The following is a 15,747-nucleotide window of genomic DNA, read 5'->3' as shown; positions in this document are numbered from 1 at the left end:
ATCCAACGTTTATTGCCCGCAGCGATAAACCGCCATTTTTTTGATTTTCGGACTTGCGGCCGATTTCAGTATACGTAAACGCACCTTGTCCGTAGATACTGGCGAGAACGCATCGATTTTCTTGTGACCGATCGCGCTGCCGCGCGTAAGCTCAAGCCACTCTCCATCGATGAACGCTTCCAGCACATATTGACTTACACGTTCTCCGTAAACGATCTCCTCCATGACAACGGCATGATCGATCAAGCATACTCGGGAAAGGGTCATTTCAACGACCTCGCCCGATCCCGAGGTTTCAGCAAGGGCATGACCAAACCGACGCTCGATCTCTCTGCCAAATGCCAAAAGCCGCTTTACATCGGCTTCCGGAAGCAGCCCCCGATGGTCTGGAGCGACATTGAGCAGCAAGGTTGCCCCATGTCCGACCGATCGATAATAGATTTCCATTAGTTGATCAACAGACAACAGCAAGTGTTCTTCGTTAGGATGCCAGAACCAGCGGTCTTTTCGGATGGGGACATCACATTCCGCGGGCACCCAGCCCGGCGTCTCCGGCAGCCACTTCAGCGATTCTTCGCTGAACATGCTGCCCCGCGAAGAATCAGCCGTATTCCAGCAAGGATACGGAGCGACGCCATCCTCATTGCCGACCCAACGGATCGTGGGCGCGCCCATATTAAACACCATCGCGCTGGGCTGATGCTTTTTCACGAGATCCATGATTCGAGGCCAGTCATATTCGCGGCCTTCCGACCCCGCGCCGTCAAACCAGATTTCCACAAGCGGACCATAGCCGGTTAAGAGCTCCTCCAATTGTCTGCAATAAAAGTCATCATACTTTTGCGGGTCGGCATAACACGGCTCGTGCCTGTCCCAAGGGGATACATAAATACCGAAGCCGATCCCCTCTTCCCGGCAAGCATCCTACGACATCGCCCCGGCCATCCTTCCACGGGCTCGAGGCTACGGAGTAGTCCGTTGTCGCCGTCGGCCACAGGCAAAAGCCGTCATGATGCTTGGCCGTCAATATGAAATAACGGAATCCGGCCTTTTTTGCCGTTCTTACCCACTGCCGGGCATCTAGCTGTAGTGGATTAAACAATGTAGGCGAATCCTTGCCCTCTCCCCACTCCTGATCACAAAAAGTATTGATTCCAAAATGGCAGAACATCCCGAGCTCCATGTCCTGCCAGACTAGCTGCTCTGGAGTCGGCAAAACAGCAAGATAATCCGATTGCTCCTTCAAATCTTCATTCATCTCTTTTTCACTCCCTCACATGAGTTATGCTACATATGAAACTTGATTCCAACTACACAGTGAATGACACGGTTCATTATCTTTTTAATACAATCTGATAGGTTTCTTCCCCCTCTGCCGCAAACGTATATTGATAACCCGAGCCTGAGCTTAGGCATGTTATAGGTACAGGAACATGCGTGGAATCAAGTATTACAAGCTGGTGCCCGCTAAATAAAACACAATTCCGGAAATTCTCAGAATAAATCTCAGCCGCTTCAAGCTTGCCTTCTTTCCAGTTGATATTCACTGTATAACCCCCTCTAGCACGAAGTCCCCTCACCGAACCACTTGACCATGAGGACGGCAGAGCGGGAAGCAAGCGAATTTCGCCTCCATGGGATTGCAGCAACATCTCCTGGATCGCGGCTGCTCCACCGAAATTGGCATCAATTTGAAAAGGGGGATGGTCACCGAACAAATTCGGATGTACTGCCTTGGCCAGCAGCTCGCGTAGGCTGTCATGTGCCTTCTCTCCCTCGCCAAGTCGAGACCAGAAATTCGTAATCCACGCTTGGCTCCAACCGGTATGTCCTCCGCCATACTTCAGGCGCCGTTCCAACGTTGCCCTGGCAGCTTCTCCTAGCTCGGGCATTCGATGAGGGATAATCTGTTCTCCCGGATGCAGAGCGAATAAATGTGAGATATGGCGATGACCCGGCTCAAACTCTTCATAATCGACAGTCCATTCCATGACCTGTCCATATCGGCCGATTTGGGGCTGAGGAAGCTTTGCCCGCGTACCGCTCCACTGTTTACTCCATTCCTCATCCATCCCCAGAATCTCCGCTGCTTCAATACAAGCGGTAAACAATGCATATATAATTTGTGAGTCCATCGAAGGGCCGGAGCATAAGGAACCCATCTGTCCTTTCTCGTTAATATAGCTGTTCTCCGGTGAGAGCGAGGGCGAAGTAACCAGACAGCCGTTCTCATCAAAAACAAGAAAATCAAGAAAGAACAAAGAAGCCTCCTTCAGTACTGGATAAGCTCGTTCTCGCAGGAATGACTCTGACAGATTATAGCGGTAATGCTCCCATAAATGCAGGGCCAGCCACGCCCCGCCCATCGGCCAGAAAATGGCAGGTGTCCATGCTCCAAACAAGCCGCTCTCTGCCCACAGATTCGATGATGTGTGCGCCGTAAACCCTCTCGCCCCATACAGAGATGCCGCGGTCTTCCGCCCGTTTATGACCAGCCGATCGATAAAATCGAACAATGGCTCGTGACATTCCGGCAAATTGCCTGTCTCGGCAATCCAATAGTTCATCTGCAAATTAATGTTCAGATGATAATCACTCTCCCAGGGTGGCGTGAAACTTTCATTCCAGATTCCCTGCAAATTGGCAGGTAAACTCCCCGGTCTCGAGCTTGCCATCAGTAAATAACGACCATATTGATAGAACAACGCCTCAAGGCCAGGATCATTAACCCCTTGCCGATAAAGCTGTAGTCTCTCCGAAGTAGACCTATCAACAAGTGCATCTTCTGCCTCTGAAGCGCCATCTTCCGTTATCGGAGTTATCAATGTATCAGACGCTTCGATTTCCAGACTTACTCGATCGAATAAAGCGCAATGATCAGCAATATGCTCATCCAGCAATGAACCATATGGAAGCAATGCAGCGGATCCCGCCTGTTGCAGTGCCTCCCGGTACGGATCATCACAGCGAAACGATGTTTGAGCGGCGAACAGCAAGGTAACGGCATCGGCAGACTGGATATCGAGGTAATTGCCAACCGTTTGACACTTGCCGCCAATCGTACAAGCATGAAGTACTGCCGCGTATTTAACACCATCCGGCCCACATATGCCTTCCATCGCCAATGTACGTTCATTTTCTCGCTTTATGTTTCCATCGAAGGGTCGCCTGCTTAACCGGGCTGATAAATGAATAGCTGCAGGTTCCGATGCAGAAATACGAACGACAAGGACTTGATGAACAGCACTTGCAAAGACTTTCCTCTCATAGAAAATGCCGTTCTCTTCCCAGGATACGGAAGCAACGCCCGTCCTCAGATTCAGCTCCCGCCTGTATTGATTAACTTCGGATGTGCCGGACTTGAACTGAAGCAGCAGATCTCCGAGCGGCTGGTAAGGTCCAAAGTATTGCGGAGCATTCGTAAAATGTGTAAGCGCCAACTGCTCCGCCTCTCGCAGCTCCCCACAGCGAAGAAGAGATCTGATATCATCCAGCTTTTGTATCGCCTCTGGATTGTCGTGCTGCTTCGGTCCGCCATACCATACCGAATCTTCATTCAAACCAATCCGCTCGGTGGACACACCGCCAAATACCATGGCTCCGAGTCTCCCGTTGCCGACGGGAAATGCCTCCGTCCAGACCTTTGCAGGCCGTCGTTCTACAAGCTTTCTAGTTTCGTTGATCATCGCTCTGCTCCTATTTTGAGTATCACAATAGAATAAGGGCTGCCTCAGATGTATGATTACTGAGGACAGCCCTTCCAATCAATAGCTAAGCATCAACCTTTAGGATTCCATCCGGCCCGATTACTTAACAACGCCTTTTTCGTTAATGATTTTTGTAGCCTCATCGACCATCCATTGTTGAACCTTATCAATCGGCTCGTTGCTGAGCATGAATTTCGCAAAGCCGTCATCAATGATCTTGGTCAATTCCGAAGTATCCGTCATCATGACTTTAGCTGCATCAAGATACTGGATTTCATCGCTAAACAGCGTATATTTCAGCGAATCCATATCGTACTTATCCTCTTTACCGGCAACCAGCTTTGTCAACAATTCTTCGTTATTCGCTTTCTTGTAGCCAGAGAACTCAAGTCTGTTGTCCGAATCGGCTGTTGTCATAAATTTCATAAGCTTGAAGGATGCTTCCTTGTTGGTTGAATTGGCACCCAACGCAAGCATACTGCCGCTGGTGAAGTATTTTCCTTCATACTCTTTAGGTTCCATTCCCGCAGGAGGCACAGGTACAGGAGCGAAAGCTGTTTTGAAATCATGCGGATATTGCTCGGTATTGCCCGGGTCCGCTATTGTGAAGTTGCCTGTAAGAATCATAGCAGCTTCTTCATTAAAAAATTCAGTACGGTAGTTCAGCTTCGCGGCAAGTACGTCACTGTAAGGTTTGGCCGACTTGTCCGTCTCCTCCATATCTTTGCGGAGCTGGAAGAAATACTTGTAAGTCGGATCGGCCAGAATGGTAGTTCCGTCCTCATATACGAACGGATCTTTCATCATGGTTTGCGCCGGAGCGTTCATATAAAGCTCCCATGTATGGAAGTAAGACCCGTAACGCTTGTCTACGCCTTCGCCCTTGGTCAGCTTCTTGGAATAGTCGCGGTAATCATCCCAAGTCCAGCCGAATTTCGGAACTTCAAGTCCCGCTTCATCCAGGGCATCCTTGTTGAGCATCACATAGTTCATGCTCTTGGTGTACTGCATGCCATAATACTTGTCTTCTAGCTTGGCATTGACAAAGTATTCGTCTTCCGGAACGAGACTTTCCTGCTCATAGAACTCGTTCAGGGGAGCAAGTGCTCCACGTGAGGCGCGTTCGAGAACTCCGCCTAAGCTTGGGAATTGAATAACATCGATCGCTTCACCGGATGAGATCAGGAAATCAAGCTTTTTCAACATTTCCACGGAATCACCTGGGACCAGAACCACATGTTCGACCTTGATATTCGGATTCTGATCCATAAATTCCTGGAGCATGGCGTCCGTACCCGCCTGTTGAGCTTCGTTATCCCAGTTGTAATACTTGACGGTAACCTGCTTGTCCGTCTGACCGCTTCCACCGTCCTTGCTGGCACCGCTTTCAGACCCGGAATTCCCGCAGCCGCTTAAGACCAGGGTGCTCGCCAGGATCGTGCTAAGAATGACGGATAATCTGTGTTTGCTTTTTTTCTTCATCTTACTTCCCCCTGCACAGATAAATTAGTTGTGGTGCTGTTTTCATGTTCATTATAGGCACCAGCATGGCGGATCAAGTGCACAATTTTGAGGTTCTAGGATTACATTTTTGACTTTCCGAACTTCTGATTGTTGACATTAGACTTCGTATCAACCTTTTACCCCGCCCAAAGCAATGCCGTTTATAACCTGCTTTTGCAATGCGATGAACACAATGACCAGCGGAATAATCGCCGATACGGACGCCATCATCATAATGGCGTAGTTGTTGGTATAGTCATCACGGAACAGCGTCATCCCCAGCGGAATCGTGTATAAGTCCTTGTCCAGCAAGAAGATGAGCGGATTCTGGTAATCGTTCCAGGTCCAAATGAATTTAATAATCGCTACCGTAGCAAGCACAGGCTTGCACAGCGGAACCATAATGGAAGCAAATGTCCGCAGATGACCCGCTCCGTCAATTCTGGCCGCTTCCAAGTATTCATCACTGATCCCGATCATAAACTGACGCAGCAGGAATGTGAAGTAGATCGAGAACATGCTCATGAAGATGATGGCTGCATGCGTATTGTAGAGGCCAAACCAGCGAATCAGCAAAAATCGAGGAATCAGCGTCGCCTGATCCGGAATGATCATGAACGAGAGCAAGGCCATAAAGACGAGGTTCCGTCCTTTAAAGCGAATCTTCGTCAGCGCATAGGCTGCCATGGATGAGATAATCAGTGTGATTAAAGTCGTAATAATCGCTATTTTAAAAGAATTAAAGTAGAAATCATAGAAGGGAACTCTTCCCATCCAGACCATCTTGAAATTGTACGCCAGATTCACCTTTTCCGGTATCCATTGAATCGGGAATCGCATAACATCCTTCTCATATTTAAAAGCCGCGGAAATCATCCAGATAAGCGGAACGAGAAACACAATGGACAATGCCCCCATGATAAAGGTGATTATCACTTTGGACACGTTTTTTCGAAGTAGCTGCATGTACATTCCTCTCCCTCCTTATTCTTCATTTCTCATTTTCCAGGTAAGCGCGGTAATCAGACCGATAATCGCGAACAGCAACCAGGAAATGGCCGAAGCGTATCCCATATTGTAGTATTTAAAGCCTTCCTCATAGATGCGGAATACAAGCACGGTAGAAGAATTGTTCGGGCCGCCTTCCGTTAAAAAGGCAATGATGTCAAACACTTTAAACGAGCCAATCAACATCGTAATCAACAGGAAGAAGGTCGTCGGGCGGAGCATCGGAACCGTGATCGCAAAAAACTTTTTGATCGAACTGGCACCGTCAATATCCGCCGCTTCGTAAATTTCATTCGAAATGTTCGTGAGCCCAGCCATGTAGATTATGATCGTGTAACCCAGGCCCGCCCAGGAACTGATAATCGAAATCGCCAAGAGCGACGTTTTCGGATCGACCAGCCATTTCGGCGGACTGCTGATCCCGATGTCCATCAGAAACTGGTTGATCGGACCCAGCGATGGGTGGAATAATGCGCTCCACACCGCAGCAACTGCGATGATCGAAGAAATATAAGGAATAAAGAACGCGACTTTAAAATAACTCTTGAAGAACACGCTGTTGTGAATCAATACCGAAAGCACCAAGGCGATCGCAATCGGGATCGGCACCGTAAGAACCATATAGATCAAGTTGTTCTTTATCGCTTGCATAATGGTTGGATCATGGAACATCTTGATGAAATTATCCAGTCCGGTAAATTCGATACCCTGGACACCCGACAGCATATCCCAATCGGATAAGCTCAAATACAAAGAAAATCCAAGGGCAAATACGTTTAATAGCAGCATTCCGACGATTTCCGGGGCCAGAAAGAGCCACCCGATCAAAGCCTCTTTCCGCTTGGGAGTCCAAAACTTCCGCCGGCTCTTGGGCACTGGTTGTTGTACAGCCTCCATGCAGCATCACCTCAACAATTTGTAAGTTGTCATTATAGTAATACATACGCCATCGGCAAGAAGGAGGGATTATGACCAGCCCTGTGCAAGATTTTGACCTAAAATAGCCCCACAAAGTGGAGCCTATGCTTCGATGCTTATTCCAGATACTTTGCGGGGACCCCAAAACAAAAAGCCCCACAAAGTGGAGCCTATGCTCCGATGCTTATTCCAGATACTTTGCGGGGACCCCAAAACATATAAATGCGAATACATTATTGCTAACGCTTCGCTGAAAACTTATACATTTTTAAATCTTAAAAAGCCGCCTTTGCCAGGCGGCTTGCTGCTGTAAATGTGAATTGAACTGTAGCAGTCCACTTATTTTCGCGCGGTGTACTTCGCTTTATATTCGCTCGGCGTGGTCCCCACGTATTTTTTAAACACTTTTGAAAAATACGTCCGATCCGAATAACCTAATCCCATAGCAAGAGACTCCAGATTTTGTCCAGACATTCTGAGCATTTTGGTAGCCATCTTCATTTTGTACTGATGCACGTAATCCGTGAAGGTCAACCCCGTCATCCGTTTGAAGTATCGCGAAAAATAGCTCGGATTCAAAAACAGATAGCGTGCCATATCGATCGACGTGATGTTATCGTCAAGATGCTGATCGATATATTGCTGGATCACCTGCAGCTTCGGCTCATTCGGGGAGCTTCCTACTCCCGTTTGCCGGGTTCCGATAATCTGAATCAGCTTTCTCTCCACCAGTTCCATCATATCCTCCAAGGTGCGAGCTAAAGCAAGATAGGCAAACAGATCCTCATCGAATTTCAGACTGGAGAACATCAGCTCGATACCGCGAAGCATGGAAGAAAGGTCCCTGGCAAAGTCGTTCGGATCAATCGACAGCTCTTTTGTGGTCCCGGCGATCTTCTGAAGCGCAGCACGTATTCCGTCGAGATCCTGCTTGATGAGCATCCGTTCGAGCTCTGAAACGTAGCTGTCAAGAAACCCCTGTGGCGCAGCTTGAAACCAACGCGACCTTATTTGCGAAATTTCGGATATCGTATAGTCGGTATTTGCGTAAAACTCGCACTTGCCATGGAGAATTTCCTGATAGATAGAACCAATCGAGCTTAATTCCATTTTGTCCGTGACCGCGATAACGTTTGGTTGAATTTTCAGAAAGTGAACGCACTGGTAACACAGCCGCTGCAGATAATTATGAAGATTCAAGCTGGCATTTTGTGCGAGATTCACCCTAAAGTTATGAAGAATCACAATGTTTCCCTGCTCCATGAACGGCGTAATTCCTTCATACGATTCGGACAATTCCGTCGCGATATTGTAGACTGCGTATAAAATCAGTGGAAATTCCGTTTGTCTGAAACGCTTGTCAAAGCTGGACAGTTGAATGCTGACCAGTCCCAGCATAAACCACGGATACGTCCAAGAGATGCCGATCTGTGCCGCATAAGCCAAAGTAGCTTCGGACGGCGAGCCATTGATTACCCTTTGCAGCAAATCCTGCCGAAAGAGCTCGCTGTTGTAACTCGCCGCCTCGCGATTAATCAGACCGGCCCGCGTCTTTAACAAGTGCATGGATTTGCCAAGACTCTGCTCCAACTGCTCAGCCGTAAGCTGATCCTTGATCAAATAATCATCCGCTTGCAGCTTTACAGCTTGCTGGGCGTAATGAAAATCCTCATGACAGGTCAGGAAGATAATCCGAACCTCCGGCTTCACGCGAATAAAATGGTCTGCCAACTCAATGCCGTTTTTTTGCGGCAGTCCGATATCCGTAATGACAATATCCGGACGTAATTCCTCAAACATATGCAGCGCTTTCGCACTGGAATACGTACTGCCGGCTATCTGCAGATTGTTTGCCTCCCAGTCAATCATCTGTTGCAGTACCTTGAGCATAGGAACATCATCGTCAATGAGCATTACTCTATACATCATTCTTCCTCTCCCTCCGGTAAAAAACCATGATGATGACTTTGGGGCAAATACAGTGAAACTGACATTCCACCCTGCGGAAGGTTGGCGAGTGTCAAACTCGCTTCCGGTCCGAAGGTCAATCGGAGTCTTTGGACGATGTTCATTAGACCCACTCTCTCATAAGCTCCATCCTGCTCGCCGCTTGGTTTTCCCAGCCTACGGTTCAGACATTGGAGCATATCTTCATCGGCCCCGAAGCCATTGTCTGTAATCTCAATTCGGACTCCGTCCGGATTGCTTCGGGAACGGATCTCAATGCGTGGAGTCTGATGATCGACAAGCCCATGGACGATGGCATTCTCAACGACAGGCTGCAAAATAAGTTTCGGCAAAATGAGCCCCTCGGTTTCCGGATCCAGATCGACCTCTAAATGAAGCGGGATTTCATTGCGGATCTTCATAATGTCGACATAATGGCCCAGCAGCTTGCATTCCTCGCGTAAAGTGGCCGGCTCATTGACCTTGAGATAAGCTCGAAGCAAACTCATCAAGGAATCAATAATTCCACTATGAAGTGTATCTTTCGTCAAGATCAGACTGCACTTGATCGAATTCAGCGTGTTAATCAAAAAATGAGGGCGAATTTGCATAAACAAGGCTTCGAGCTCCATCACCCGCTTCTGTTCCTGCTCCTGTTCGATATCGTGAATCAGCCGCTGTAATTGATCCAGCATCGTATTCAGCGTCTGCCCCAATTCGGCGATATCATCCTTGCCCTTGACCTCAAGTCTGACATCCAGGTTTCCCATTCCGAACTGGCGTACAACCCGCTGCAGCTTGAGAATCGGACTGTGCAGCCTTTTGGCGATCAGGATGGACATCCCGGAGAAAACGAGAAACAGCAGAATGACCCCGGCTAGACCGGTATAAAAAGTCCGGGAGATTTGCCCCGACCACTCTTTCTCCGAAGCCTCATAGGCCAGCTTCCAGTTCGATTTCAAAATGGTCCTGTCCGTTCGGACACTGCCCTTAGTCTCCGTATGATTCGGGATTAGCCCCGAGTCGCCTGCGATGAATTCCCCTGTTGTATCAAAGAGCGCCACCTTGCCAAAGTCGACCGTACCAAGCAGCCTGTCGAAGTAAGTATCGGAAATGGCGCTGAGCAATACGGACACTTGCCTCTTCTCGCGACTGTCATAAATGACCCTGGCGATATAGTAACTTTTCCCCTTCCCTGCCGAGTCGCCGCCCGCCATCCCAAGCCATTGCAGGCTTTCCGGTTTATTGAGATCGACGCGCTGCATCAGCTTGTCGACACTTCCGTTAATGGCGGTCAAATCCTCCGTGCCGGAAGAGATGACGAAATGCTGACGGTTGACCAAGTACATGCGGACGTTATTATTCAGCGGCTTGGAGTTGATCAGGGAAAACACATCCTGAATTTGTCTAAAATGCACATAATCCTGATAAGTAGCCAGCCGTTTTGTGTCTGCAAATGACTTCAGGATATTGCGAACATTCGTATCGTTCACGATAAAATGGGAAGCAAACGTTACATCGTCAATTGTCTTGCTCAGCTCATCCGTCATGACGTTCAGGAAATTCTCGTTGCTGAGCTGCAGCTTCTCTACCATCGTATCCCGGATCAGAACAAACGAAATGATAGAAACCGCAATCAGCGGAATAAAGATCAGCAAAAGAAACGACAGCTGGATGCGTTTGTAGTAGGTGAATTTGAACATTTTTCTCTGCGCCTCTCTTATGCTATTGTCCTCTTTATTCTATCAGTCCTCTGTGCCGGAAGCATTCATTAAATGATTACGGTTACTTGCTTATTTCTGCCTTGGAGGGTCATCAGCACAACCTCTCCGAAGATCTGCATGCCCTCCACCACATAAGAATCATAATGACCGGATGGCGCACGGTGACTAACAACGAGAATAAACTCCTCTTCCATTCCCGGGAGCTGAACCCCGCATGCCTCAGCTTGCCCGTCATGAACCTGCTCACCCGTATGACGATATACAGGTACCTTACGGACTCGCGGAGCGGCTGTTTCGCCTGGACGATGAGGATAGAGCACCTGCATGATGCTGATCAAACCTTTCCCAGTCCTGGAGTAGGCCGCATTCGCATTAGGTTCCAGCAGGTTATATTCACGGGAGATCACGCCCTCGCCCACTTCCGCACGCATGCCGTCTGTGGTTACGGGGATGATGGATAGATTCGCTTCCCCAAGGGTGTTTGTACGGCAAATCAATGATTCCGCTTCCATCAAGACTTCTCCTGGAGGGTGTGGAAAATGAAAATGCTGAGTAAAGGTATGCTGCTCAAGGCACACCAAGCTGTCGATCAGCAGCCAATAGTATGGCTTGATAAAGATGATCCTTCTGCGCGGATACAACGGCTCATTCCCATAGAGATAGCCGTCATGCGCCCCCTCGACATAGTCAAACTCCGGCCTGCTAATCCATCTGCAGCCCAGAGGCCCGGCAATCCGATCGAAAGACCAGGTGTCCTTGACCCCGGTAAACCCGATTCCGTCAACGACCGTTGTGTTATGGGCCGAGCTCTCCTTTAATGCTGTTCTCAGCGGTGTATGATCGCTATAGTTGTACCTTCCAGAATCAGTGAGCAGGTCACAGCCGTAGGCATGGAGATCTATGTGCAGCATGTCGGCGTGCCCGTGACCTCCCCCGAGCGGACCGCAGTGAAAATAAAGGTATAGTGCTTCTTCGTCCCAGCCCGTTCGCATTGTATAATGACCGGAATGGGTAAATGCTCTGCTCAGGTATAGCGGTTCCGAGGGAACCATTGCTTTATAATCACGGATTCCCTCTATGCCGAACAGCCAGGCATTATCATAATCCGGCCGAGCATTGCCGCCAAAGCGCAGAACGGAATCCCCAAATAACCACGCGGCATAGGTCAGAATGGAACGGATATCGCTGTCGTCGCTGTCTCCCAGCATCGGCTGCCTGTGATTCGGCTTCGCCCAGTACAGGGAGGCTCCGGCCATCTCGCGGACCGTACGCCGAAATGGACCGTCAAGCTCCAACCCGTTGAGATTGGCGAGGTGAACGCAGTCAAGATAACAAGCCAGCACCTCATGATGGTACGTTGGCGATTGCTCCCAGTGAATGCCATCCGCCATGATCTGAAGTCTAGCTGTCTCCTTCAGTCTCTCTTCCCCCATTTCCCGCCACCTTGCCGACTTGCTAAACTCGGGGAAGAACAGTGCAATATGGTATAAACCGCAAGTTTCCAGAACACCCCAGTTGCTGATATGCTTCCAGCTGGTGAAGGAAGCATCCAGATACTCCCCATGCTCGTGAAGCGAAATCAGCGCTTTACTAAGCAGCGATGGAGTCAGGGATGGACTGCCGATCATGTATCGAAGTGCCTTGATCCAGTTCGCGCTGCGCAGGCCCGCTTCGATCGGGCGCCATGTCAACGTATCCGTCGTAGGTTCTTGGGGGACAGGATTCCGATCTATCCAGTCTTCAAGCTGGCGGCCAAGCACCTCCGCATACTTCTCATCGCCTGTCATCGCATACGCTTGTCCTAGCGCCACCCAGTAACGGTGGCGATTCAGCATATAAGCCCACTCCACGTCTTGATCGGGAATATGGCACCAGTCAATATCACCGGCAAATGTGACCGGCACTACACTCCGTTCCATATCCCATGGAAAGCGGAACAGGAACGTCTGCCGCACCACCTCATCCGCTGTCTTCATCACGGTTTCCAGTTCATCTGCACAGTAATGCTTCACATATTCCGTAATTCTTTGCTTATCCTCACTGCTCGTCCACCATCCGGGTGTCCTCCGACAAGAGAAGTACTTGTGCAGCTTACTCAGTATATCGTGCCGTTGACCTTGGTCGTCTGCATCTTGCATCGGACGCATGGCGGGATCCTCCAGATTCAAAACCGCTAAAACGGCATCCACCGAAGCTTCCGTAGCATCAGCGTTCATACCAGTACCCCTTGCTGCCGGTCTCCATCCGAATCAAAGCTTCCAGGTAAAAATAATCCCCCCAGATCATGAAATCATCCGGGGACAATCCGCCGCGCACATGATAAGAGCCATGCTGCAGCAGGCCCTCTGCCTCTTGGCCGATCGTGGAATAATTTCGTACCAACGAGGTCATGGAATCCTTCAGACCTTGTTCAAAGTCGGCTCTATCGGGATCCTCCTCCTCCAAATGTCCAATCAGTTCCAGTAAGCCTGCTGCCACAATAGCGGAGGCCGAGCTATCGCGATAAGTCTCGGCGGTTACGGGAGCATTAAAGTCCCAAAGGGCGACATGATCCCCCGGTAAGTGCGCAAGGAAATACCTCGCCATTCTTTTAGAAGTCTCGAGGTATACATGATCTCCTGTATAATGGTAAGCCAATGCGAAGCCGTATACGCCCCAGGCTTGTCCCCGCGTCCATGTCGACCCGTTCGTATAGCCTTGATGCGTAGCACCTCCGATCGGCTCCCCGGTATGCGGATTAAAGAAGAAGGTGTGGTATGAACTGTCATCTCCCCGCACCAGATAACGCCTTGTCTTCTCCGCCTGCATGATTGCAATTTCTCGATATTGGGACTTTCCGGTTTGCAGTTCAGCCCAGAACAGGAGCGGCAGATTCATCAAACAATCGATAATGATGCGGCCACCCTCCTGTTCATCCCCTTCAGGACCCCAGGCCTGAATATATCCTCCGCCCGGACGCCAGCGTTTCAGCAGCAAGTCCGCAGCCTGAAGCGTCAATTGGCGGGCACTCTCGTTCTTATCAACGATCCATTCCGCTTTGGAGGACAAGGAATACAGAAATCCGATATCGTGATGATCCAGCACCCGCTTATCCGCAAAGCGTTGGCGGAAATCTTCTACGGTTCGCACCGCCCCCAATCTGAAGGCCTCGTCACCTGTGTATTCATAACATAGCCAGAGAAGGCCGCTCCAGAAGCCGTTCGTCCAGTCGTCATTGTCATTCAACAAATAAGCTCCGTCCCTACTGACGTGGGGAAATCTTGTCCCGTAGGTATCCATGTTCTTCCGGATTTTCTCTACGGCGTCTTTAATCGCACTGCTCCACATAACCTCTTACTCCCTTCAAATCGATCATGATTACGATTCATGATAAGGAGAGTCACCCCGTTCTTGTAGAGCCGATTTTTGCCTTGATGTGCAATATTTTGACTTTCGGGTCTCTAGGGTGGTAGAAATGGAACAAGCCTGTTCCTTTTCGCTCGAATCCAACCAAAAAAAGGGGCTTCTTAGATCTTTCGGAAGGCCCCCTTCTTGCTCTTAGAAGACGCCCCATGTACGAATCGTTCCTCCCATCGCTGTTGCCCCCACATTTCTTGGAATGATTCTGAGCAGGGACGAAATGTGGGGGCAAAGCATTCCTGTATGCTCTTAAATTTCGGCTTTGAAATTAAACGAGCACCTCCTTATGATGAAAGGTGTCTACTACGACAACCACAACATCATAAGGAAGGTGCTCTTATTATGAAGTTTAAACAATCAGTTAAACAAAATCAACGAATTGAACGTATAACCAGCCATCATCTCATCATTGGCATCGACATTGCAAAATTTAAACATGTCGCACGTGCCACAGACTATCGTGGCATTGAACGAGGTTCCTACCTTGTGTTCTCTAACGATCTCGAAGGATATGAAAAGTTATATCAGTGGATGCAAGCTCTAATGCTCCAGTTTAACAAGACCGATGTCATCTTTGGCGTTGAGCCAACCGGTCACTACTGGTTCAACCTTGCGTTCTGGCTTAAAGAGAGGCTGCTCGAGCTCGTTCTCGTTAACCCGTTTCAAGTGAAGCGTAACAAAGAAAACCGGGACAACTCTCCAACTAAAAACGATGTCAAAGATGCCTTGGTCATTGCCGACATGGTGAAGAATGGATACTATTCTGAAACTCATATTCACGCCGAGCCGTATCGGGCGCTTAGGCAGCTTGTGGGCACCAGAGACTTTGTGACCAAGCAAGTCTCCAGTGTCGTCAACCAGATGTATCGGTGGACTGACATGTACTTCCCTGAGTTTCAACAGGTATTTAAGGACATCACCTCGAAGACGGCACTCGCAACGTTGGCCGAATTTGCGCATCCATCCGATCTTCGCCACTTAACGGTTGAAGACGTTATCGCAGGGTGGAGAAAACGACTGAAGCGCGCAGGCAGCCGTAAGGTATCCGCTGCCCTCATCCATGCCGCGCAACGGACAGCTGCCATTCCGAATTGTGTAGAGGAAGCCAAACTTAGTATATCGTTACTGCTGCAACAACTGCAGATGTATAACGACCAATTGAATCAACTGGAAGAAAAGATGAGTCAACTCCTTCGAAGCATTCCCACAGCAAAGCTCCTTCGTACCATTAAAGGTATGAATGATATTACGCTGGCCACGTTATACAGTGAAGCGGGTGATTTGGGCGGCTTTACTCATGGTAACCAAGTCCTTCGGTTAGCTGGCTTACATCTGTCTGAAAACAGCTCAGGTACCTACAAGGGCGAAGTGAAAATCACGAAGCGAGGGCGACCTGGACTGCGAAAACTTCTTTTCATGACGGTCTTTCATATGGTTTCCATTAATCCAGAATTTCGGGCGCTGCATCAGTACAACAAACAAGTGAAGAACATGAAAGGTATGAAGTCGATCATGAAGCTGTGCGGGAAGCTTGCTCGCAT

The 15,747-nt window shown here is 49.1% G+C and carries 9 protein-coding genes and 1 pseudogene; 1 reads left to right on the top strand and 9 read right to left on the bottom strand.

Annotated features, from left to right (window positions below; translation table 11 throughout):
- Positions 1-9: 9 nt before the first annotated feature.
- The 9 genes and pseudogenes from ACOZB4_RS00050 to ACOZB4_RS00010 form a co-directional block, all read right to left on the bottom strand.
- Positions 10-1,258 (bottom strand): annotated as a pseudogene (locus ACOZB4_RS00050) (alpha-L-fucosidase).
- Between the two features lie 76 nt (positions 1,259-1,334).
- Entirely contained in the window at positions 1,335-3,686 is a 2,352-nt protein-coding gene (locus ACOZB4_RS00045; protein ID WP_379416241.1) for a glycoside hydrolase family 95 protein, read from the bottom strand.
- A 120-nt stretch (positions 3,687-3,806) separates the two neighbouring features.
- A complete protein-coding gene (locus ACOZB4_RS00040; protein ID WP_379416244.1) occupies positions 3,807-5,189 on the bottom strand; it encodes an ABC transporter substrate-binding protein in 1,383 nt (460 codons plus the stop codon).
- Between the two features lie 150 nt (positions 5,190-5,339).
- A complete protein-coding gene (locus ACOZB4_RS00035) occupies positions 5,340-6,182 on the bottom strand; it encodes a carbohydrate ABC transporter permease (RefSeq protein WP_379416246.1) in 843 nt (280 codons plus the stop codon).
- A gap of 12 nt (positions 6,183-6,194) precedes the next feature.
- Entirely contained in the window at positions 6,195-7,115 is a 921-nt protein-coding gene (locus ACOZB4_RS00030) for a carbohydrate ABC transporter permease (protein ID WP_076326113.1), read from the bottom strand.
- A 360-nt stretch (positions 7,116-7,475) separates the two neighbouring features.
- Entirely contained in the window at positions 7,476-9,065 is a 1,590-nt protein-coding gene (locus ACOZB4_RS00025; protein ID WP_379416249.1) for a response regulator transcription factor, read from the bottom strand.
- Entirely contained in the window at positions 9,062-10,786 is a 1,725-nt protein-coding gene (locus tag ACOZB4_RS00020; protein WP_379416251.1) for a sensor histidine kinase, read from the bottom strand. The genes ACOZB4_RS00025 and ACOZB4_RS00020 overlap by 4 nt, the downstream gene beginning before the upstream one ends.
- Positions 10,787-10,854: 68 nt before the next feature.
- A complete protein-coding gene (locus ACOZB4_RS00015) occupies positions 10,855-13,023 on the bottom strand; it encodes an alginate lyase family protein (RefSeq protein WP_379416254.1) in 2,169 nt (722 codons plus the stop codon).
- The gene (locus ACOZB4_RS00010; RefSeq protein WP_379416256.1) at positions 13,013-14,134 is read right to left on the bottom strand and encodes a glycoside hydrolase family 88 protein; all 1,122 of its coding nucleotides are present in this window, start codon (positions 14,132-14,134) and stop codon (positions 13,013-13,015) included. Before ACOZB4_RS00010 ends, ACOZB4_RS00015 begins: the two co-directional genes overlap by 11 nt.
- Before the next feature lie 414 nt (positions 14,135-14,548).
- On the opposite strand from ACOZB4_RS00010, the gene ACOZB4_RS00005 reads away from it, so the two are divergent.
- On the top strand, positions 14,549-15,747 hold a 1,199-nt coding region (locus tag ACOZB4_RS00005; RefSeq protein WP_379407201.1), incomplete at its 3' end, for an IS110 family transposase.

It is taken from the genome of Paenibacillus sp. NPDC058898, assembly GCF_049316025.1.
Classification (GTDB): domain Bacteria; phylum Bacillota; class Bacilli; order Paenibacillales; family Paenibacillaceae; genus Paenibacillus_AQ.
This window is presented reverse-complemented; position numbering and strand designations above follow the sequence as displayed.

Coding starts and splice junctions, on each gene's coding strand:
- ACOZB4_RS00035 (WP_379416246.1), bottom strand. CDS start 6,182: ATGTACATGCAGCTACTTCGAAAAAACGTGTCCAAAGTGATAATCACC.
- ACOZB4_RS00025 (WP_379416249.1), bottom strand. CDS start 9,065: ATGATGTATAGAGTAATGCTCATTGACGATGATGTTCCTATGCTCAAG.
- ACOZB4_RS00015 (WP_379416254.1), bottom strand. CDS start 13,023: ATGAACGCTGATGCTACGGAAGCTTCGGTGGATGCCGTTTTAGCGGTT.
- ACOZB4_RS00020 (WP_379416251.1), bottom strand. CDS start 10,786: ATGTTCAAATTCACCTACTACAAACGCATCCAGCTGTCGTTTCTTTTG.
- ACOZB4_RS00030 (WP_076326113.1), bottom strand. CDS start 7,115: ATGGAGGCTGTACAACAACCAGTGCCCAAGAGCCGGCGGAAGTTTTGG.
- ACOZB4_RS00010 (WP_379416256.1), bottom strand. CDS start 14,134: ATGTGGAGCAGTGCGATTAAAGACGCCGTAGAGAAAATCCGGAAGAAC.
- ACOZB4_RS00040 (WP_379416244.1), bottom strand. CDS start 5,189: ATGAAGAAAAAAAGCAAACACAGATTATCCGTCATTCTTAGCACGATC.
- ACOZB4_RS00045 (WP_379416241.1), bottom strand. CDS start 3,686: ATGATCAACGAAACTAGAAAGCTTGTAGAACGACGGCCTGCAAAGGTC.